Consider the following 19588-nt stretch of genomic DNA (forward strand, 5'->3'; position numbering starts at 1 on the left):
CTGCTCACGTCACCGCGTCCTCGGGCGCTGCCTCCGGGGCGGCACCCGAGCCGAGCAGGGCAACCCGCAGCGCGATCGTCGCTGCCGTCAGCGCCGTCAGCGCGGCGAGCATCGCCATCGCCCAGTAGCCATAGCTGCCGGGGATGCGCAGGATCGTGCTCTGCTGCAGCTTCGCGATCTCCGCCACCTCGAGCGCCAGCAGCGCCAGCCAGGTGTAGGACGCGACGACGAGCGCGTTCACGATCACGATCAGCAGCTGTCTGCCGCGCTCGGGCAGGGCGCGCGGCAGGATATCGACGGCGATATGCGCGCCCGACTGCGCGGCCAGCACGACGCCAGCCGCGATGAACCAGGGAAATGCCTGCTCGGGGATCTCCTGCGCCCAGGAGAAACCGCCCATGCCGAGCGCGTAGCGCGCGATCACGTTCGCCGAGAGAACGCCGAGCAGGAGCAGGCCGGTGGCGACAACGACCACGCGGCAGAGAAGGGCGACGGCGCGATCGATCGCCGCCGCCCCGCCGAGAAGGAGCGCGCGCATCGCGCCCGCTCCCCGCCCGTTCCGGCCCTCTCCCTCAGGCCGTCGCTGCCCGGCGCACCTCTCGCACGAACTCGCCGAAGGGCCGCTTCTCCCACGCATCGAGAACGCCCGCGGTCGCGGTGCGGAACGCGCCCTGGTTCGCCTCGTTCACGGCAACGTTCGCGTTGGCCTTGAACTCGGCGAGCAGCGTCGTGTCGCTCTCCACCATGATGCGGCGGTTCATCGCCTCTGCCTCCTTCATCGCGTCGAGCAGCAGGCGCCAGTCGGCATCGTTGATGCGCGCGCGGGCGATGCGGCTGAAGAGGACGGGCGTGCTCTCCCACTTGTGGGCGGAGAGGGAGATGTACTTGTTCACCTCGAACAGCTTCGAGGAGTGGATGTTGGCTAGCGGGTTCTCCTGCCCGTCCACCACGCCCTGCTGGAGGGCGACGTAGAGCTCGGAGAAGTTGATCTGCTGCGTCGCCGCGCCAAGCGCCTGGAACGTGTCGATCGTCGCCGGGTCGGCCGGGGTGCGGATCTTGAGGCCGCGCAGGTCGTCGGGCGTGTTGATCGGCCGCCGGCTGTTGGTGATGTGGCGGATGCCGTTGTCCCAGTAGCTGACGAGCAGGAGGCCGAGCGGCTCGAACCGCTTCGCCAGGTTCTGCCCGACGGGGCCATCGACCAGGCGATAGGCCTGGGCGTTGGTCGCGAACAGGAAGGGCAGTCCGAGGGCGGCCATCTCCGGCACGAGCGAGGAGGACGGCCCCTGGCTGTTGACCGAGATGTCGAGCGTGCCGGTGCGAAGGCCCGTCAGCATGGCGAGGTCATCGCCGAGCTGCGCGGCACCGGCGACGCGCACCTCGATGCGGCCGTTGGAGCGTGTCTTCACCAGCTCGGCAAAGTGGTCGGCAGCGACCCAGCGCGGGTTGCCGCGCGCGGCATTGTGGCCGAGCGTGAGGCGGACCTGCCCCTGGCCGCGGGCGATGGAGGGGGCGGCAAGCAGCCCGGCCGCGCCAAGCAATGCGGTGCGGCGGGTCGTCTTCATCCGGTTGATCATGATCTTCGTTCCTTCCCTGTCGATATCCCCAGCCGGCATCGTTCTCCGGCGGGCCTTGGTGAACTCACGTCCCGGTCACAGCCACTCCCTGATGCGGCGTGCGACTTCTGTCGTCGAAATCCCGTACCGGTCATGCAATGTCGGCAAGGCGCCGGCATCGAGGAACCGGTCGGGCAGGGCGATCTGGCGGAAGCGGGGGCCATGGCCGTGGCGGAGCAGCAGCGCCGCCACCGCCTCGCCAAGCCCGCCGATCTCGCTGTGGTTCTCGGCCACCACCACGAGCCTGCCGGGCCTCGCTGCCGCGGCGAGGATCGTCTCAGTGTCGAGCGGCTTGATCGTCGGGCTGTGCAGCACCGCCGCACCGATGCGGTCGGCTTCGAGAAGCTTTGCAGCCTCCAGCGCGCGCATCGTCATGATGCCCGACGAGATGACGAGAACATCCGCCCCGTCACGCAGCATCGCTGCGCGGCCGAGTTCGAAGCGGTAGTCATACTCGTCGAGCACCAGCGGCACGTTGCCGCGCAGCAGCCGCATGTACACCGGGCCCGGGTGGGCGGCGATGGCGGGAACCGCACCGGCGATGTCGTGCGCATCGCACGGGTCGATGATCGTCATGCCCGGCATGCCGCGGAAGATCGCCAGATCCTCCGTCGCCTGGTGGCTCGGCCCATAGCCCGTCGTGAGGCCGGGCAGCGCGCAGACGATGCGGACGGGCAGGTGCTCCTCGGCGATCGCCATGCAGATGAAGTCATACGCCCGGCGCGAGGCGAACACGGCATAGGTGGTGGCGAACGGCATGAACCCTTCGCGCGCCATGCCGGCTGCGGCGCCCATCAGCAGCTGTTCGGCCATGCCCATCTGGTAGAAGCGGTCGGGGAAGCGCTCGGCGAACACGTGCAGGTCGGTGTACTTGCCGAGATCGGCCGTCATGCCGACGATGCGGTCATCGGTTTCGGCGAGACGGGAGAGAGCGTGTCCGAACGGCGCGGGCGCGGTGCGCTGCCCCTCTGCCGCAAGCGAGGCGATCATCGCCGATGTGGTGGCGCGACGTGGTGCGGCCGTCATGGCGCTGCCCCCTCGACCAGCCTGATCGCATCGGCCCATTCATGCGGCTCGACGCGCAGGAAGTGGCTCTTCTCCCGCGCCTCAAGGAAGGGAACGCCGCGGGCCATGCGCGTGTCGCAGATGATGACGCGCGGGCCGGCGACCGTGGCGTTGCGGGCCGCATCGAAGGCAGCGACCAGGCTCGGGATGTCGTTGCCGTCGACACGCTGCGCATGCCAGCCGAAGGCGCGCCATTTCTCCGCCAGCGGCTCGAAGCCGAGGACGGAGGAGGATCGCCCATCGGCCTGCATCTGGTTCACGTCGACAAGTGCCACGAGGTTGTCGAGCGACCAGTGGGCGGCCGACATCGCAGCCTCCCACGTCGCCCCCTCGTTCAGCTCGCCGTCCGACAACAGCGTGTAGACGAGCGACCGTGACGCCTTGCGCTTCAGCCCCAGGCACATGCCGACAGCAACCGTCAGCCCCTGGCCGAGGGAGCCGCCGGTGATCTCCATCCCCGGCGTGTACGCCGCCATGCCCGACATCGGCAGGCGGCTGTCATCCGACCCGTAGGTGTCCAGCTCCGAGACCGGAACGATCCCGGCCTCTGCCAGCGCGGCATAGAGGGCGATGGCGTAGTGGCCGATCGAGAGCAGGAAGCGGTCGCGCCCCTCCCACGCCGGATCCTCGGCCCGAAAGCTCATCGCGTGGAAATAGGCGACCGCCAGCACATCGGCGATGCCGAGCGCCTGTGCAATGTAGCCCTGCCCCTGCACCTCGCCCATGCGGAGCGCGTGCAGCCGAATGCGGCGCGCGCGCTCAGGCAGGGTGGGGGCGTTGGCGAGGGCGGGGGGCATCAGTGGATCAGCATGCCGCCGTTGACGTCGATCACCGCGCCGGTGACGTAGCCGGACAGGTCGGAGGCGAGGAAGAGGTAGATGTTCGCGACGTCGATCGCGTCGCCGAGCCGGTTCAGCGGGATGCCCTTCTTGATGTCCTCCTTCATCTCCGGCGTCAGCTTGCCGCCGGTGATGTCGGTCTGGATCAGGCCTGGCGTCACGCAGTTGACGCGGATGCCATCGGGGCCGAGCTCGCGCGCCATCGCCTTGGCGAGGCCGAGAACGCCCGCCTTCGCCGCCGAGTAGTGCGGCCCGCCGAAGATGCCGCCGCCGCGCTGCGCCGAGACCGAGCTCATGCAGGCAATCGCACCCTGCTTGCGCGAGCGCATGTGCGGGATGAAGGCCTGGCTGAGGTAGAGGACGCCGGAGAGGTTCACGTCGATCACCCGGTCCCAGTTGTCGGGGCGGATGTCCATGATCTTGAGCGGCTGGGTGATGCCGGCGTTGTTGATCAGGATGTCGACATGGCCAAGCCCGGCGATCGCGGCGTCCGCCGCTGCGGTGCAGCTCGCGGGGTCAGACACGTCGCAGCCGAGGCCGAGATGCTGTGGCCCGAGCGCCGCCGCGGCTGCCTTGGCGCCGTCTGCGTCGATGTCGAGGATGGCGACGCGGGCGCCGTGTTCCGCGAAGAGGCGGGCGGTGGCGAGCCCGATGCCGCGCAGGCTCGCGGCGCCAGAAATGACGGCCGTCTTGTTGGCAAGCAGCACTGTTCCCTCCGGGTATTCTCGTTGGAGTGCACTATCCGGGTGGCCAGCCTCACCAGCAAGTGAGGAAAACCCGCCGTCACATGAACTCAGTTCACCGGTGTGCCATCAATCACTGTCAGGTCGAGCGGGAGGGCGAGCTCGCGGCTCAGCCAGTCGATGAAGAGGCGCAGCGCCGGCGCGTAGCGACGCGCGCGCGGGAACACCAGCCAGTGCCCGACATAGGTCACGTCCTCGCCCACGCCGGCGAGCGGCCTGACGAGCCGCCCGCTGGCGAGCTCGCGCTCGGCGAAGCGGAGGGATTCGAGCGCGACGCCAAGCCCCTCGGCGGCTGCGGAGAGCGAGAGGAAGCTGCGGTCGAAGCGCGGCCCGCTGCTCTCCGGCGCGATCAGGCCATTGGCCGAGAACCAGTCGGGCCAGCGGACCTTCTTCACCGCACTTTCGATCAGCGTCTGGCCGAGCAGGTCGCGCGGCGCCCTGATCGCGCCGGCAAGCGAGGGCGCGCAGAGGGGTGTGACCGTCTCGTGGCCGAGCGGCATGACGACCAGCGCCTGGAAGGCCTGCGTGCCGTAATGCTCCGGCCGGGGTGCGCCGTAGACGATGTCCGCGTCGAACTCGTCGCCGCGGAAGCGCGTGTAGTCAGCCCCCGCCGCGATGCGGAGTTCCAGCCCGGCATGCTCCTCCAACAGCCGCTTCAGCCGCGGCACCAGCCATTGCGCCGCGAAGGAGGGCGCGCAGTGAAGGCGCAGCCGCTCGGGCCCGCGCGCGGCGATCGTGCTGATGCCGAGGCGGAGCTCGCCGAACCCGCGCTCGACATGCCCCATCAGCGTCTCGCCCTGCGCCGTCAGCCGGGTGCCGCGCCCCTCGCGCAGGAACAGCGGGGCGGCCAGCAGGTCCTCCAGCCCGCGGATGGCGTGGCTGACGGCACTCGGCGTCAGGCCAAGGTCGGCGGCGGCGGCGCGGAAGGAGCCGGTGCGCGCCACAGCCTCGAAGGCGCGGAGGGAGGAGAGGGGCAGATGCGGTCTCATCGGCCAATGATGAGCCTGTTTCACCGCCCTGCGCAAAATTCTCTCTTGCCGGTGACTTCGCCGCACGCAAGGGATGCGGCGAAACTCGGGAGGAAACAGCATGTCCAACGTCGATCCGCGGCGCATGGCGGATGCGATCCGCATCCTCACGGTCGATGCGTGCGAGCGTGTGGGCGAGGGGCATTGGGGCACGCCGCTGGGCGCGGCCGAGATCGCGACCGCGCTGTTCACCCGCCACCTGCGCTTCAACCCCGCCGACCCGACCTGGTTCGACCGTGACCGCTTCGTGCAGTCGAACGGCCACGGCTCGATGCTGCTCTATTCCCTGCTGCATCTGGCCGGCTACGCGCACATGCCGCTCTCGGCGCTGAAGACGTTCCGCGAGATCGGCTCGATCTGCCAGGGCCATCCGGAGCGTGAGACGGAGGCGGGGATCGAGATCACCACCGGCATGCTCGGCCAGGGCATCGCCAACGCCACCGGCATGGCTGTGGCGGAGGCCTATCTGAGCCACCTCCTCGGCCCCGGCATTGTCGACCACCGCACCTGGGCACTCGTCGGCGATGGCTGCCTGCAGGAGGGCATCGCGCAGGAGGTGATCTCGCTCGCTGGCCATCTCCGGCTCGGCAAGATGACCTGGCTCTGGGACGACAACCTGATCCAGGACGATGGCGGGGTCGAGCAGTCGGTCAGCGAGGATGTGGATGCCCGGTTCCGCGCCTCGGGCTGGCATGTGCAGCGCGTCGACGGGCATGACATCGAGGCCGTCTCGGCCGCCATCGCCGCGGCGAAGTCCGACCCGCGCCCCTCGCTCATCGCCTGCCGCACCGTGATCGGCCGCGGCGTTCCGGGCCTCGAGGGAACCCGCTACGCCCATGCCGGCCGCCTCACACGCGAGAACACCGATGCCGCACGCGCGGCCCTCGGCTGGGAGGGAGAGGCTTTCGCTGTGCCTGACGACATCCTTGCCGCCTGGCGCATGGCCGGAAGGCGCGCGGAAGCCGAGCATGCCGCGTGGCAGGCCCGCGTCGCCGCGCTGCCGGAGGAGAAGCGCGCGCTGGTCGCGCGGCTCCAGGCCGGCCACCTGCCGGAGGGGTGGCAGGAGAGCCTCCGCGCCTATGCGCGCGACGCGGCGGGGCGGAGCGAGTTCGGCATCTTCTTCTCGGGCGAGATCGTCGATCGCTTGGCCGCCGCCATTCCGGAGCTGCTCAGCGGGGCGCCGGATCTCGAGGCGGCGACGAAGCACAAGCGCTCCCTCACGGCCTTCACGGCGGAGGATCGCGGCGGGCGCTACGTCCACTATGGTGTACGCGAGCACGCGATGGGCGCGATGCTGAACGGCATGGTCGCGCATGGCGGGGTTCTGCCCGTCGGCGTCACCTATCTCGTGTTCGCCGATTACGAGCGGCCGACCTTCCGGCTCGCGGCGATGATGGGGCTGCCCACGGTGTTCGTGTTCAGCCACGACAGCATCGGCATCGGCCGCAACGGTCCGACGCACCAGCCGGTGGAGATCCTGGCCAGCCTCCGCGCGATCCCGAACATGCTGGTGTTCCGCCCGGCCGATGGCGTCGAGGCAGCCGAGGCATGGGAGCTCGCGCTGGCCAACCGCACCGGCCCTTCATGCTTGGTGTTCCCGCGCCAGAAGCTCGGCCCCGCGCGCGCGGCGGTGACGGTGGGCGAGAACCTCTCGGCCCGCGGCGCCTATGTGCTGGCCGAGGCGGAAGGCGGGGCGCGGCGCGCGACTCTGCTGGCCACCGGAACCGAGGTCGCGATCGCGCTGGCCGCGCGTGCGATGCTCCAGGCCGAGGGCGTGCCGACGGCGGTGGTCTCGATGCCGTGCTGGGCGCTGTTCGAGCGGCAGGACGAAGCGTATCGCACCGCCGTGCTTGGCCCCCGCACGGCGAGGGTGGCGGTGGAAGCGGCCGTCAGGCTTGGGTGGGACCGTTACGTCGGCCCCGATGGCGGCTTCGTGGGGATGAGCGGCTTCGGCACGTCAGGGGCGGAGGATGCCCTCTACCGGCATTTCGGCATTACGCCGAAGGCAGTCGTAGCCGAGGTTCGGGCGAGGCTCTGAGCGTCACGGTCGCTGCCCACCCGTTCACGAAGAATGGGATGGCACGATGTGCCATCCCATCTTCACGGGCGAAGGGCCTGTAAAGGATTCCGACACCCCTCCGAAAGGGGTGTCGGACCTGGATCAGGCGCGGCGGCGGCGGGCGAGGCCGAGGCCGAGCAGGCCAGCGCCGAGCAGCGCGAGCGTTGCGGGCTCAGGCACCGCCATCGCAACCGACGACACTTCGAGCTCGGAGATGTCGAACCCGTCGGCGGAGGTGTTCAGCGAGTAGTCGACGAAGCGGATCGAATTGAAGTCACCGGTCACGCCGCTGATCGAGTAGCGCGTGCGGCCTTCGGTGCCGCCGCCGACCGTCGTGGCGCTGAGCGTCGGGCCGCCGGCGAGGTCGATCACCGTGCCGCCGAGGTTGGTGTTCAGGAACGAACCGATCTCGACGTAGCCGGCATCGTCGATGCCGAGGAACACGCGCACCTGCTCCTGGTCGGACGAGCCGACGTTCGTCCGCTCAACAGCGAGGCCGCTGGTGATGCGGTTGGTCGTCGGGTCGATCACGAGCGACAGGATGCCGCCACGGCCGAGCGACAGGAACGTCCCCACCTCGTTGTTGTCGAAGATGTTGAGGAAGTCCACGCCGCCATTGCGGCTGGCGTCGCCCGCCGGGAAGCCGGCGCCGGGCGTGAAGGTGATCGAGGAGAACTCTGCGAACGTGTCATGCACGATCGACGCGGCATTGGCCTGAGGTGCTGCGAAGGCAGCGGCTGCGGCGATGGTGGCGGCGAGAAAACGGCCCTTCATGATAAACTCCAGGTTCATGAGTGATAGATGTCAATAGTTGATGCAAGTCATGTGCCAAAGCGCTAGTTGCCTGATTCCTCACGCTTTCCGTGCACGTCTGCCAACTAGCTGTAAAAAATCCTGACAACGTGGCATCAGCACCCCGCCATCGCCGTCGCGACCAACCTGCCGTCAGGGTGCGCGGGCGTCAGTGACCGGGGCGGAAGCCGCGACGGCACCGTGCAGGCGCTCGGTCGCCGCCCCCTCCTCCGCCAGCCAGTCGCGCAGCAGTCGCACCTTGCGAAGCCTCGCCTTGGCGCGCGGATAGGTCAGCACATAGCCCATGTCGGTCGGCGCCTTCAGCGGATGCGCCTCGACGAGCCTGCCGGTCTTGAGCTCGTCATGCACGAAGGCGAGTTGCGCGATCGCGATGCCGAGGCCCTCGATGGCGCCCTGGTAGGTCAGGCTCGAGTTCTGGAAGATCATCGTCCGCTTCAGGGCCTGGTCGCGCACGCCGGCTGCGTCGAACCAGCGCGGCCAGTCACGCGGGCGCTGGATCGAGTGCATCAGGACCTCGCGGGCGAGGGCAGTGGGCGAGAAGCCACCCTGCGGCATCGGGAAGCGTGGGCTGCAGACGGGGACCAGCACCTCGCCGAACAGGCGCTCGCCTTCGACGCCGCGTGGCGGGCGGCCAATCCATTGCACCGCGGCATCGACATCCTCGCGGTCGAAATCCACGGCGTCGTGCGAGGTCGTGATCTGGACCGAGAGCGTCCCGTCGCGCGCATGCAGGCTGGCGAGGCGCGGGATGAGCCAGCGGATCGCGAAGGTCGGCGGCAGCTTCAGGCGCAGCAGCCGCTCGTCATCCGCAGGCACCAGCCGGGCGGTTGCGGCCGCGATCTGGTCGAACGCCGTCCTGATCCCGTCGAGATAGGTTTCGCCGGCGCGGGTGAGCGAGACCGAGCGATGCTGCCGCTTGAAGAGCCGCACGCCCAGATGCGCCTCGAGCAGCAGGATCTGACGGCTGACCGCCCCGGCCGTGACGCAGAGCTCTGCGCCTGCCAGGGTGAAGCTCGCATGCCGTGCTGCCGCCTCGAAGGCCCGCAGCGCGTTGAGCGGAGGGAGGCGCCGTCCGTCGCTGCTTGAGTTTTCATCGATGATGGCGATCATTTTATCGCTCGCGATGTCGCGCTCCCGGTGATCACATGATCCTGTTCCGACATGGTCGTCGGAGCAAACCAAGATTTGGGCACGGCCCGTCAACGCGGCCGGTGGGAAATGGGAAGGGTATGCACGCACGAGCGCACGGTGGCGGGCGGAGCCTGTTCGAGAAAATCTGGGACAAGCATCGCATCCGGGAGCTTCCCGGCAACCGCGACCTGGTCTTCGTCGACCGGCACATCGTGCAGGAGACCACGAGCGCGCTCGCCTTCGATGGCCTCTCGCGGGCCGGCCGGCCTGTCGCGCGGCCGGAACTGACCTTCGCCGTCCAGGACCACATCGTTTCCACCGCGCCCGATCGCGACGAGGACACCAACCCTGGCGGCCGCGAATTGATGCGCGCGATCCGCAGCAACGCGCTCGCCCGCGGCATTCGCCACTGGGGTGTCGAGCATCCGCGCCAGGGCATCGTGCACGTCATCGGGCCTGAGCTCGGCATCGCACTTCCTGGAACGATCCTCGCCTGCGGCGATAGCCATACCGCCACCGTCGGCGGCATCGGCGCGCTCGGCATCGGCGTCGGCACCAGCGAAACCGAGCACGTGCTCGCGACGCAGACGCTGGTTCTGCCGCGGCCGAAGCCGATGCGCGTCTCGTTCGAAGGCACGATCCGCCCCGGCGTGACGGCGAAGGACCTGATCCTTTTCGCCATTGGCCGTCTCGGCATCGATGCCGGGCGCAGCCATGCGATCGAGTATGCCGGGCCGGTGATCCGCGCGCTTCCTGTCGAGGGGCGGCTGACGATCTGCAACATGTCGATCGAGCTCGGCGCGCGGCTTGGCGTGATCGCTCCCGATGATGCGACCTTCGCCTATCTCGCCGGCCGCCCCTATGCCCCCGCGGGCGCCGACTGGGAGCGTGCCGTCGCTGCCTGGCGCGACCTCTCGAGTGACGCGGATGCCGCCTTTGCCCGTGACGTGGCCCTCGATTGTTCTGCCGCGGCGCCGCAGGTGACCTGGGGCACGACGCAGGACCAGGTCGTTGCCATCGACGGCCGCGTCCCCGACCCCGACGGCATGCTGGACCCGGAACGACGCCGGCTCGCAGCGGCCGCACTTGCCTACATGGACATTCCGCCCGGGCGACCGATCGAGGGCATCGGCATCGACATCGCCTTCATCGGCTCCTGCACCAATGGACGGCTGTCCGACCTTCGCGCAGCCGCCGAGGTGGCGAAGGGCAGGCGTGTCGCCCCAGGCGTCCGGGCGCTGGTCGTGCCTGGCTCGACCACAGTGCGCCGCGAGGCGGAGGCGGAGGGTCTCGACAGGGTTTTCACCGAGGCAGGCTTCGAGTGGCGGAGCGCCGGATGCTCGATGTGCGTGAGCATCAACGAGGACGTTGTGCCGCCGGGCGCGCGATGCATCGCGACATCGAACCGGAACTTCGAGAACCGCCAGGGGCCGGGCAGCCGCACGCATCTCGCGAGCCCCGCGATGGTCGCTGCCGCGGCCATCACGGGGGCGATCGCCGATGTCAGGAAGGTGCTCGGCTGATGCAACCCTTCGTCGCCTTCAGGAGCGTCGGCGCCCCGCTGAACCGGGCGAACATCAACACCGATGCGATCATCCCCTCAGCCTGGCTCCGCTCCGCCGAGGCGGATCTCGCGCGCGGGCTGTTCGCGGCATGGCGGTTCGACGCTGACGGCAACGAGATCGCCGATTTCGTGCTCAACGTTCCGCCCTTCCGCACCGCGCGACTGCTGTTCGCGGGTGCCAATTTCGGCTGCGGCAGCTCGCGCGAGGCAGCGGCCTGGGCGCTGAAGCGCTTCGGCTTCGGCTGCATCGCCGCGCCATCCTTCGCCGACATCTTCCATGAGAATGCACTGCGCAACGGCCTGCTGCCGGCGCGCATCTCCGAGGAGGATCTCGCCCGCGCGATCGCGCTGATCGAGGCCGACCCGAACACGCGGTTCCACGTCGACCTTGCCGGAGAGGCGATCACGCCCGAGGCTGGGCTTCCGTTCCGCTTCGCGATCGAGGCGCACCGCAAGGAAGCGCTGCTGCGTGGTGACGACGAGATCGCAGCGACGCTGCGGCACGGCGAGGCCATCGCCGCCCATGCCACGGCGGACATGGCGGAACGCCCGTGGCTCTATGCAGCGCTCGCTCCAGACGCTGCGCGGGAGAAGGTGTGACCTGACGAACGGAGTGCCGCACACACGCGAAACAGTCCCGCGCAGACAAGGCGGGCAGCATGGGAGGAACGAACGATGATGAAGCCAGCACGACGACAGGTGATGATCGGCGCGATGCTCGCCTCCGCCGGCCTCGCACGGCCAGCGCAGGCGCAGGCGGCGCAGATCGTCGTCAGCAACTACGCTGTCTCGACCAACGGCATGCCCTACGCGGTGGCGCTGGAGAAGGGCTTTTTCCGCGAGGAGCGTGGCGATGTCAGCGGCATCATCACCTCCGCCGGCGGCGGCACCACGCTCAGGAACATGATCGCGGGCGGCGTTCCCTATGCCGAGGTGAACCCCACCGTGGCGATCGCCGCGATCCAACAGGGTCTCGACCTCATCATGATCAGCGACAACGTGCTGACGGTGGCCGAATTCGTCTGGGCCACGCGCGCTGATTCGCCGATCCGCTCGATGGCTGACATGCGCGGCAGGAAGATCGGCTTCACCAACCCGCGCTCGACCAGCCAGGCGCTCGCCAACATGCTCGTGCAGCAGGCTGGGTTGCCGCAGGGCTCGGTGGAACTGGTCCGCACCGGCGGATTCGGCGAGGGCATGGCCGCCCTCGAACGCGGCATCGCCGATGCCGTTCCGCTGCCGGAACCGCTCTGGTCGCAGCACGGCAGCAAGTATCGCGTGATCGCGAGCGCGAGCGAGCTTCTGCCGCCGCTCGCCAACGTCATCGGGGTGACGACGCGCAACATGGCCGAGACGCGCGGCGACTTCATCCGGGGCGTCATCCGCGCCCGCCGCCGCGCCGTCACGTTCATGCACGAGAATCCGGACGAGGCGGGCGATATTGTCGCGCGCGTCTACAACATCCCGCCCCAGGTCGGGAAAACCGTCGTCCGGAACCTGACCACGAGCCGAACCCAGGGCATTCCCTACTGGGGCTCAGGCCAGTTCGAGATGGCCGGCCTCGTGCGCATGGTCGAGCTGCAGAAGAGCGTCGGCGCCCTGACCGGGGAAGTTGACCTGGCGAAGATGATCGACACCAGCTTCCTGCCGGAAGACATCAGGGCGCTCGCCTGATGCACGGCCCCGGACGCCAGGGCGAGACCCATGTGCGGCTCGAGGGCGTGACGAAGGTGTTCCGCGGCCTCGGCCGCGGACGCCCCGACGTCCATGCCCTCGGCCCGATCGACCTTGACCTTGCCAAGGGCGAGTTCTTCGCCGTCGTGGGGCCCTCGGGCTGCGGCAAGTCGACGCTGCTCGAGGTCCTCGCCGGACTCGCGACGGTGACAGAGGGCACGGCGACGTTCGAGGGCAGGCCGATCAAGGGCGAGGTGCCGGACGGCGTCGGCGTGGTGTTCCAGGAGGATGCGTGCTTTCCCTGGCTCACGGTCGCCGAGAACATCGGCTTCGGTCTGCGTGAAACGTCACTGCCGGCCGGTGAGGTCGAGGCGCGCGTGCGCCGTGCCGTGGCGACGATGGGGCTCGACGGCTTCGCCGGCGCCTATCCCTCACAGCTTTCGGGCGGCATGCGCCAGCGCGTGTGCATCGCCCGCACGCTCGTGCTGCAGCCGCGGCTGATCCTGCTCGATGAGCCCTTCGGCGCGCTCGACCAGCAGACTCGCCTGTTGATGGGCGAGGAGCTCCTGAAGCTCTGGCGCGAGACGGGGGCGACGGTGTTCCTGATCACGCACGCGCTCGACGAGGCCGCCATGCTCGCCGACAGGATCGGCGTGATGTCGGCGCGGCCTGGCAGGCTGCTCGAGATCATCGAGACAGGCTGGCCCGCCGACCGCGACAGCCGGATCATCGAGGAGAGCGCGTTCGGTGCGATCACGGCCAAGCTATGGCGCCACCTGCGCGCGGAATCGCTCAAGGTGCTCGGCAAGGGAACGGACGCGGCATGAAATATGCCTCGCTCGTGCGGCTGGTGATCATCGTCGGGCTGATCGGCCTGATCGAGGTGATGTGTCGCACCGGCGTGATCACGCGCTTCACCATGCAGCCGCCGACCCTGATCCTGCGTGACCTTGCCGATATCCTGGTCTCCGGTCGCTACAACGCGGCAATCGCGAAAACGCTGACCAACTCGGCAATCGCCTTCGTCTCGGCCGTCGTCGTCGGGGTTGCAGCGGGCGTGGTGATCCACGGCGTGAAGCTGCTGCGCGAGGCGCTGGAGCCGCTGTTCGCGACCTACTACGCGATCCCCGTTCTCGCCTTCTATCCCCTGCTCATCATCCTGTTCGGGATCGGCGATGCGCCACAGATCATGATCGGGTTCATGCTGGGCGTCGTCGCGGTGATCGTGAACACGCTGAACGGGATTGACCGCGTGCCGCGCGTGCTGATGAAGACCGCGCGCATCGCCCGCCTCTCGCGCGCCGCCACGGCGCGGCGGATCACGCTTCCCTACGCCATCCCGTTCGTGCTCACGGGCGTGAAGCTCGCCCTCGCCTACTCGCTCATCGGCGTGATCGGTTCCGAGTTCATCATGTCGACGGGCGGGATGGGGTTCGAGATCTCCTTCGCCTACAACAACTTCGACAACGCCACGATGTATCCGCTCATCGTTCTCGTTCTCTTCACCGCGATCGGGCTCAACATGATCGTCAGGCGCTGGGAGCGGCTTGTCCTCGGCCGCCGCGGGATGCAGTGATGAACGATGCTCCCCCCTGGCGTGGCCCGCTGCTGCTCGTGATCGGCGTCACCGCCGTGTGGCAGGTTCTCTACCTGCTCGTGGGCGAAATCGCGCTGCGCTCGCCCGCCGAGACCGTGGCGTCTCTCGCTGGTCTCCTGGCCGATCCGCGCTTCTGGCCGCATCTGCGCGAAACCACGCTGGCATTCGGCTTCGCACTGCTGCTCGCTGCAGCGTCCGGGCTGCTGATCGGCATCACGCTCGGGGTGAACCGTTTCGCGCGCGACGTGGCCGAGCCGATGCTGGTGGCCATCTACTCCATTCCGAAGGTGACGCTGTATCCGATCCTGCTGCTCGCCTTTGGTCTCGGCATCTCGGCGAAGGTCGCGTTCGGGGCGATCCACGGCTTCATCCCGATCGCGCTGTTCACGATGAATGCAGTGCGCACGATCCGGCCGGTGCTGATCAAGACAGGGAGGATCATGAAGCTGTCCCCGCCGGCGCTGATGTGGCGCATCCTGCTGCCGGCAGCACTGCCGGAAATCTTCACGGGCTTGCGCATCGGCTTCTCGCTGACGCTGATCGGCACCTTGCTCGGCGAGATGTTCGCCTCGCAACGTGGCCTCGGCTTCATGCTGATGAACGCGATCGGCCTGCATCATGTCGACATCATCATGTCGATCACGCTGCTGGTCACCGTGTTCGCCGTCACCGTCAGCCTCCTGCTCATCCATCTCGACCGCAAGCTGCCGCGGTGAGAGCCCTGCAGGCGCCGCCGGCCATGCGGGCCGGTCGCAACGGCCGCGCCCATTCTTTCCCTGCCTGACGGAGTCCTCCCTTGCCCGACGGGGCCCGGTTGCCCGACAAAGGGCGCTCGCCTCCCCTGGCCGGAGATCATCGCCAATGCCCCAGTACCGCTCCCGCACGACCACGCATGGCCGGAACATGGCCGGTGCCCGCGGCCTGTGGCGTGCCACGGGCATGAAGGACGGCGATTTCGGCAAGCCGATCATCGCGGTGGTCAACAGCTTCACGCAGTTCGTGCCGGGCCATGTCCACCTGAAGGACCTTGGCCAACTCGTCGCACGCGAGATCGAGGCGGCGGGCGGGGTCGCCAAGGAGTTCAACACCATCGCGGTGGATGACGGCATCGCCATGGGCCATGACGGCATGCTGTACAGCCTGCCCTCGCGCGAGTTGATCGCAGACAGCGTCGAATACATGGTCAACGCCCATTGCGCCGACGCGATGGTGTGCATCTCCAACTGCGACAAGATCACGCCTGGCATGCTGATGGCGGCGATGCGCCTCAACATCCCCGCCATCTTCGTCTCCGGCGGGCCGATGGAGGCGGGCAAGGTCGTCCATCGCGGCCAGAAGCGCAGCGTCGACCTGATCGATGCGATGATCGTCGCCGCCGATGCGAGCGTGACCGACGAGGAGGTAGCGGTCATCGAACGCTCTGCCTGCCCGACCTGCGGCTCGTGCTCGGGCATGTTCACCGCGAACTCGATGAACTGCCTGACGGAGGCGCTGGGCCTCGCGCTGCCGGGAAACGGCACGGTTCTGGCCACGCACGCCGACCGCAAGCGCCTGTTCCTCGAGGCCGGGCGGCGGATCGTCGAGATCACGCGCCAGCACTACGAGACCGACGATCTCTCCGTCCTGCCGCGCAACATCGCGACCGTCGTTGCCTTCGAGAACGCGATGACGCTTGACATCGCCATGGGCGGGTCGACCAACACCGTGCTGCATCTGCTTGCCGCCGCGCAGGAAGGCGGCGTCGCCTTCACCATGGCCGACATCGACAGGCTGTCGCGCCGCGTGCCGGTGCTCTGCAAGGTCGCCCCCTCGGTGCAGAACGTTCACGTCGAGGATGTGCACCGCGCCGGCGGCATCATGGGCATCCTGGGCGAGCTCGATCGTGCGGGGTTGCTCGACACCTCCGTCAGCCGCGTCGATGTGCCGACGCTGGCCGAAGCGCTTGCGCAATGGGATGTGCGGCGGACGGCGGAGGAGCGCGTGCACCACTTCTTCCGCGCGGCACCAGGCGGCGTCCCGACGCAGGTGGCGTTCAGCCAGGATGCGCGGTGGGATGACCTCGACCTCGACCGCGAAAGCGGCGTGATCCGCGATCTGGCGCACGCGTTCTCCGCCGATGGCGGGCTCGCGGTGCTCTACGGCAATCTCGCCGAGGAGGGCTGCATCGTGAAGACTGCCGGCGTCGATGCCTCGATCCTCAATTTCTCCGGCCCCGCCCGCGTGTTCGAGAGCCAGGATGCGGCGGTTGACGGCATCCTCGGCGGCACGGTGAAGCCGGGTGACGTGGTGCTCGTGCGCTACGAGGGGCCGCGGGGTGGGCCCGGCATGCAGGAGATGCTGTATCCGACGAGCTACCTGAAATCGAAGGGCCTCGGGAAAGCCTGCGCGCTCGTCACCGATGGGCGGTTCTCAGGCGGTTCCTCGGGCCTCTCGATCGGGCATTGCTCGCCGGAGGCAGCGGAGGGCGGAACGATCGGCCTCGTCGAGGATGGCGACCTGATCGAGATCGACATCCCCACCCGCCGCATCCACCTCGCAGTCAGTGAGGTTGAGCTGGCGCGGCGGCGCGCGGCGATGGAGGCGAAGGGCGACGCTGCCTGGCAACCTGACATGCCGCGCAAGCGCCAGGTGTCCACCGCGCTGCGCGCCTATGCGGCGATGGCGACCTCCGCCTCACGCGGCGCCGTGCGGGATGTCGACAGCGCGGGGCGGCGGCGCGGCTCGGCGCGCGGCTGAGCCTGGGCGAGCGGGCAGGGTGCGACGCCGCTTGCCGGACGCGGTGAAGGCGCGGCATCGTCCCCTGCAACGATGACCCGGAGCATGGCCCCTGCCGCCCGACGCGCCGCGAGACCGGCCCCGCGGGCGGCCGTCCCGACCCTCTCCGACGTGGCGGCTAAGGCAGCGGTCGATGTCTCGACGGCAAGCCGCGTGCTGCGCGGCGAGCAGGGGCAGCGCGTGCGCGATGAGACGCGCGCGCGCATCCTCGCGGCAGCCGATGCGCTCGGCTACAGGGCCAACCCGGTGGCGCGTGCCCTGCGCACCGCGCGAACCCACACGCTCGGCATCGCGGTGCCGCAGCTCGACAACCCCGTGTTCGCTGCCGCGATCGCCGGCGCTGAGCGCGTTGCAGCGGCCCGCGGCTATGCCCTGCTGATCTCGCATCTCGAGGATGCCCTGCCCGCAAAGGATGCCTACGCGCGGCTCGCCCAGCTGAACCGCGTCGACGGGCTGCTCGCTGCGACCTTGGAGGAGGATGCGCCCTTCGCCGAGGCGCTCGCGGAGGCAGGCGTACCCTTTGTCGCGCTCAACCGCGTCCTGCCTGGCGCCTGTTCGGTTGCGCTCGACAACCTGGCGGCAGCGCGCGTGGCGATCGATCATCTCGTTTCGCTCGGGCATCGGCGGATCGCGCATCTCGCGGGTCGCGTCGGTGGCTGGAACGGCCAGGGCAGGCTTGCCGGCTGGCGGGCGGCGCTCAAGGCGCATGGCATCCGGCACGATCCGGAACTTGTCGAGCATGCCGGCTACACCGCGTCGGGCGGTGCGGCGGCGATGGCAGCCCTTCTCGCGCGCGTCCGTACGCGCCCGACAGCGGTGCTCGCCGCCACCCTCGTTTCTGCCGCCGGCGCCTTGCGCACGCTCCGCCAGGCGGGGCTTGCCGTGCCGGGCGACATCTCGGTCGTCGCGCTGCATGACGGGCCGGTGGCGGAACTTGTCGAGCCGCAGCTCACCACCGTCGCGCTGCCGGCCGAGGCGATGGGTGCTGCCGGGGCGGAGGCGCTGATCGCGATGATCGAAGGTGGCGCGACCAGCGCGGCGGCAACGCTCCTTCCTCCTGGCGGGCTTGTCCGCCGGGCCTCGACCGGCCCCGCGCCTGAGCGGTAACCGGCCCCGCGCCTGAGCGTTGACAAGCATATGAAGCCGCGCCAGCATCCACTCAGAACAAACGATTGCGCACACGGAGCGTGTGCCTGGAGGAAACAATGTTGCCGATGCTGGCGGCCCAGGCCGCGTCCGGCCCCGATGCCGCGCTCGCCGACGCGCTCGCGGGGATCGTGGGTGTCGCCAATGTCCTTGCCGATTTCCCCGATCGCCTCGCCGCATCGCGTGACCGGGCCCCGCTCGCCACTTTCGCCTTCCGCGATGGCCTGGTGCCCGGCGTGCTTCCTCGCGCCGTCGTTCGCCCCGGCACGCATGACGAGGTCGCCCGCGTGCTCGCCTGGGCGCACGCCAATGCCGTGCCGGTCATTCCCTACGGCGCCGGCTCCGGCGTGCTCGGTGGCGCCATTCCGCTTGGTGGCGAGATCGTGCTCGACCTCAAGCGACTCAACCGTCTCGTCGCCGTCAACGCGACCGACGGGCTCGCGACGGTCGAGGCCGGCATGAATGGCGGGCGGTTCGAAGCGGCGCTCGCGGCGCAGGGCTTCACGTGCGGCCACCTGCCGCAGAGCCTGCATATGTCGACAGTCGGCGGTTGGCTCGCCTGCCGCGGTGCGGGGCAGAACAGCACGCGCTTTGGCAAGATCGAGGACATGGTGGTCGGCCTTCGCGCCGTACTTGCCGATGGCACGAACGTCGAGGTGCGGCCGGCAGCCCGGCGGTCAACCGGCCCGTCGCTGCGCGATGTGTTCGTCGGCTGCGAGGGAACACTCGGCATCATCACCGAGGCGACGCTGCGCATCTGGACGCGCCCGGAAGCGGAACTCCCACTGATGCTCTCCTTTCCCGACATTGCTTCCGGGCTTGAGGCAGGGCGGCGGATCATGCAGGCGGAACTTCGCCCCGCCGTGTTCCGGCTCTACGACGACACCGAGACGGCGCCGCGCACCAAGGACCTCGCCGGCTTTGTTAAGGGACGCGTGCTTGCGATCCTCGTCTTCAGCGGCATCGAACGGCTTGCTTCCCTCGAGCGTGACCTGGCGCGCGAGATCACCGATGCGCTGGGCGGGCGGGAGGAGGGCGATGCCCCCTACCGCCACTGGCTCGCGCATCGTTTCGAGAGCTATTCGCCGCCGTGGCAGGCCTCCGGCCACTACATGGACACGTGCGAGATCACCGGTGCGTGGAGCCGTCTCGTCGAAATGCACGGGCGGATGCGCGAGGCGATCCTCGGCCTCTGCCCAGGCGCGCATTTCGGCGCCCACTGGTCGCACGCCTATCCCGAGGGGGCGTGCCAGTACATGACCGTCCGCCTCCCGCCGATGCCGCGTGCTGACGGCCTTGCGCTCCACGCCCGTGCCTGGGACCTCCTGCAGACGCTGACGGTGGAGATGGGTGGGTCGATCGCGCACCATCACGGCGCGGGGCTGCTGCGCGGTCCGTGGATGGCAGCGGAACTTGGGGCTGGCGGTGCGGCGATGCTGCAGCGGATCAAGGATGCGCTCGACCCTGGCAACATCCTCAACCCCGGCAAGCTTGGCTTGCGCGGGCGGGACGGTGCTGCCCGCGTCGGCGGGGAGGGCTGA

18 protein-coding genes are annotated in these 19588 nt (G+C 69.1%); 10 read left to right on the top strand and 8 right to left on the bottom strand.

The genetic code is table 11. From position 1 onward, the window contains the following. Window positions 1-4 precede the first annotated feature (4 nt). From Q0C38_RS06970 to Q0C38_RS06995, 6 genes are all read right to left on the bottom strand, one after another. Window positions 5-538 carry a TRAP transporter small permease gene (locus Q0C38_RS06970; RefSeq protein WP_291296349.1) on the bottom strand — a complete coding sequence of 178 codons (534 nt, stop codon included), beginning with the start codon at window positions 536-538 and terminating at the stop codon, window positions 5-7. Window positions 539-572: 34 nt separating this feature from the next. After that, window positions 573-1562 carry a TRAP transporter substrate-binding protein gene (locus tag Q0C38_RS06975; protein WP_291296350.1) on the bottom strand — a complete coding sequence of 330 codons (990 nt, stop codon included), beginning with the start codon at window positions 1560-1562 and terminating at the stop codon, window positions 573-575. An 87-nt stretch (window positions 1563-1649) separates the two neighbouring features. After that, window positions 1650-2639 carry a transketolase family protein gene (locus Q0C38_RS06980; RefSeq protein ID WP_291296351.1) on the bottom strand — a complete coding sequence of 330 codons (990 nt, stop codon included), beginning with the start codon at window positions 2637-2639 and terminating at the stop codon, window positions 1650-1652. Then, the gene (locus Q0C38_RS06985) at window positions 2636-3475 is read right to left on the bottom strand and encodes a transketolase (protein WP_291296352.1); all 840 of its coding nucleotides are present in this window, start codon (window positions 3473-3475) and stop codon (window positions 2636-2638) included. The genes Q0C38_RS06980 and Q0C38_RS06985 overlap by 4 nt, the downstream gene beginning before the upstream one ends. Next, window positions 3475-4224 (bottom strand): SDR family NAD(P)-dependent oxidoreductase, encoded by a 750-nt coding sequence (locus Q0C38_RS06990; RefSeq protein ID WP_291296353.1) that lies wholly within the window; start codon window positions 4222-4224, stop codon window positions 3475-3477. Before Q0C38_RS06990 ends, Q0C38_RS06985 begins: the two co-directional genes overlap by 1 nt. An 86-nt stretch (window positions 4225-4310) precedes the next feature. Then, window positions 4311-5249 carry a LysR substrate-binding domain-containing protein gene (locus Q0C38_RS06995; protein WP_291296354.1) on the bottom strand — a complete coding sequence of 313 codons (939 nt, stop codon included), beginning with the start codon at window positions 5247-5249 and terminating at the stop codon, window positions 4311-4313. A 100-nt stretch (window positions 5250-5349) separates the two neighbouring features. Between Q0C38_RS06995 and Q0C38_RS07000 the strand changes: the two genes are divergently transcribed. Then, entirely contained in the window at window positions 5350-7326 is a 1977-nt protein-coding gene (locus tag Q0C38_RS07000) for a transketolase (RefSeq protein WP_291296355.1), read from the top strand. A gap of 123 nt (window positions 7327-7449) precedes the next feature. Here Q0C38_RS07000 and Q0C38_RS07005 read toward each other — a convergent pair whose 3' ends face one another. Further along, window positions 7450-8139 carry a PEP-CTERM sorting domain-containing protein gene (locus Q0C38_RS07005; protein WP_291296356.1) on the bottom strand — a complete coding sequence of 230 codons (690 nt, stop codon included), beginning with the start codon at window positions 8137-8139 and terminating at the stop codon, window positions 7450-7452. A gap of 153 nt (window positions 8140-8292) precedes the next feature. Next, complete coding sequence (gene gcvA, locus Q0C38_RS07010) at window positions 8293-9270, bottom strand: transcriptional regulator GcvA (protein WP_291296357.1); 978 nt, start codon at window positions 9268-9270, stop codon at window positions 8293-8295. 119 nt (window positions 9271-9389) lie between these two features. Between gcvA and leuC the strand changes: the two genes are divergently transcribed. The 9 genes from leuC to Q0C38_RS07055 all read left to right on the top strand — a co-directional run bounded on the left by leuC (window position 9390) and on the right by Q0C38_RS07055 (window position 19588). Beyond that, window positions 9390-10814: a 3-isopropylmalate dehydratase large subunit gene (gene leuC / locus Q0C38_RS07015; protein ID WP_291296358.1), complete on the top strand. Its 1425-nt coding sequence runs from the start codon at window positions 9390-9392 to the stop codon at window positions 10812-10814. Then, window positions 10814-11455, top strand: coding sequence for a 3-isopropylmalate dehydratase small subunit (gene leuD, locus Q0C38_RS07020; protein ID WP_291296359.1), 642 nt, complete (start codon window positions 10814-10816; stop codon window positions 11453-11455). Before leuC ends, leuD begins: the two co-directional genes overlap by 1 nt. Window positions 11456-11530: 75 nt before the next feature. Next, window positions 11531-12529 (top strand): ABC transporter substrate-binding protein, encoded by a 999-nt coding sequence (locus Q0C38_RS07025; RefSeq protein WP_291296360.1) that lies wholly within the window; start codon window positions 11531-11533, stop codon window positions 12527-12529. Beyond that, window positions 12529-13356: an ABC transporter ATP-binding protein gene (locus tag Q0C38_RS07030; RefSeq protein WP_291296361.1), complete on the top strand. Its 828-nt coding sequence runs from the start codon at window positions 12529-12531 to the stop codon at window positions 13354-13356. The genes Q0C38_RS07025 and Q0C38_RS07030 overlap by 1 nt, the downstream gene beginning before the upstream one ends. Beyond that, window positions 13353-14105 (top strand): ABC transporter permease, encoded by a 753-nt coding sequence (locus Q0C38_RS07035; RefSeq protein ID WP_291296362.1) that lies wholly within the window; start codon window positions 13353-13355, stop codon window positions 14103-14105. Before Q0C38_RS07030 ends, Q0C38_RS07035 begins: the two co-directional genes overlap by 4 nt. Next, window positions 14105-14842, top strand: a complete 738-nt coding sequence (locus Q0C38_RS07040; RefSeq protein WP_291296363.1) for an ABC transporter permease — start codon at window positions 14105-14107, stop codon at window positions 14840-14842. The genes Q0C38_RS07035 and Q0C38_RS07040 overlap by 1 nt, the downstream gene beginning before the upstream one ends. A 145-nt stretch (window positions 14843-14987) precedes the next feature. Continuing rightward, window positions 14988-16862: a dihydroxy-acid dehydratase gene (gene ilvD, locus Q0C38_RS07045; protein WP_291296364.1), complete on the top strand. Its 1875-nt coding sequence runs from the start codon at window positions 14988-14990 to the stop codon at window positions 16860-16862. Window positions 16863-16934: 72 nt separating this feature from the next. Beyond that, window positions 16935-18008 (top strand): LacI family DNA-binding transcriptional regulator, encoded by a 1074-nt coding sequence (locus tag Q0C38_RS07050; protein WP_291296365.1) that lies wholly within the window; start codon window positions 16935-16937, stop codon window positions 18006-18008. 98 nt (window positions 18009-18106) lie between these two features. Then, window positions 18107-19588, top strand: a complete 1482-nt coding sequence (locus Q0C38_RS07055) for an FAD-binding oxidoreductase (RefSeq protein WP_291296366.1) — start codon at window positions 18107-18109, stop codon at window positions 19586-19588.

This window comes from Elioraea sp. (genome assembly GCF_022842375.1).
Taxonomy (GTDB): domain Bacteria; phylum Pseudomonadota; class Alphaproteobacteria; order Acetobacterales; family Acetobacteraceae; genus Elioraea_A.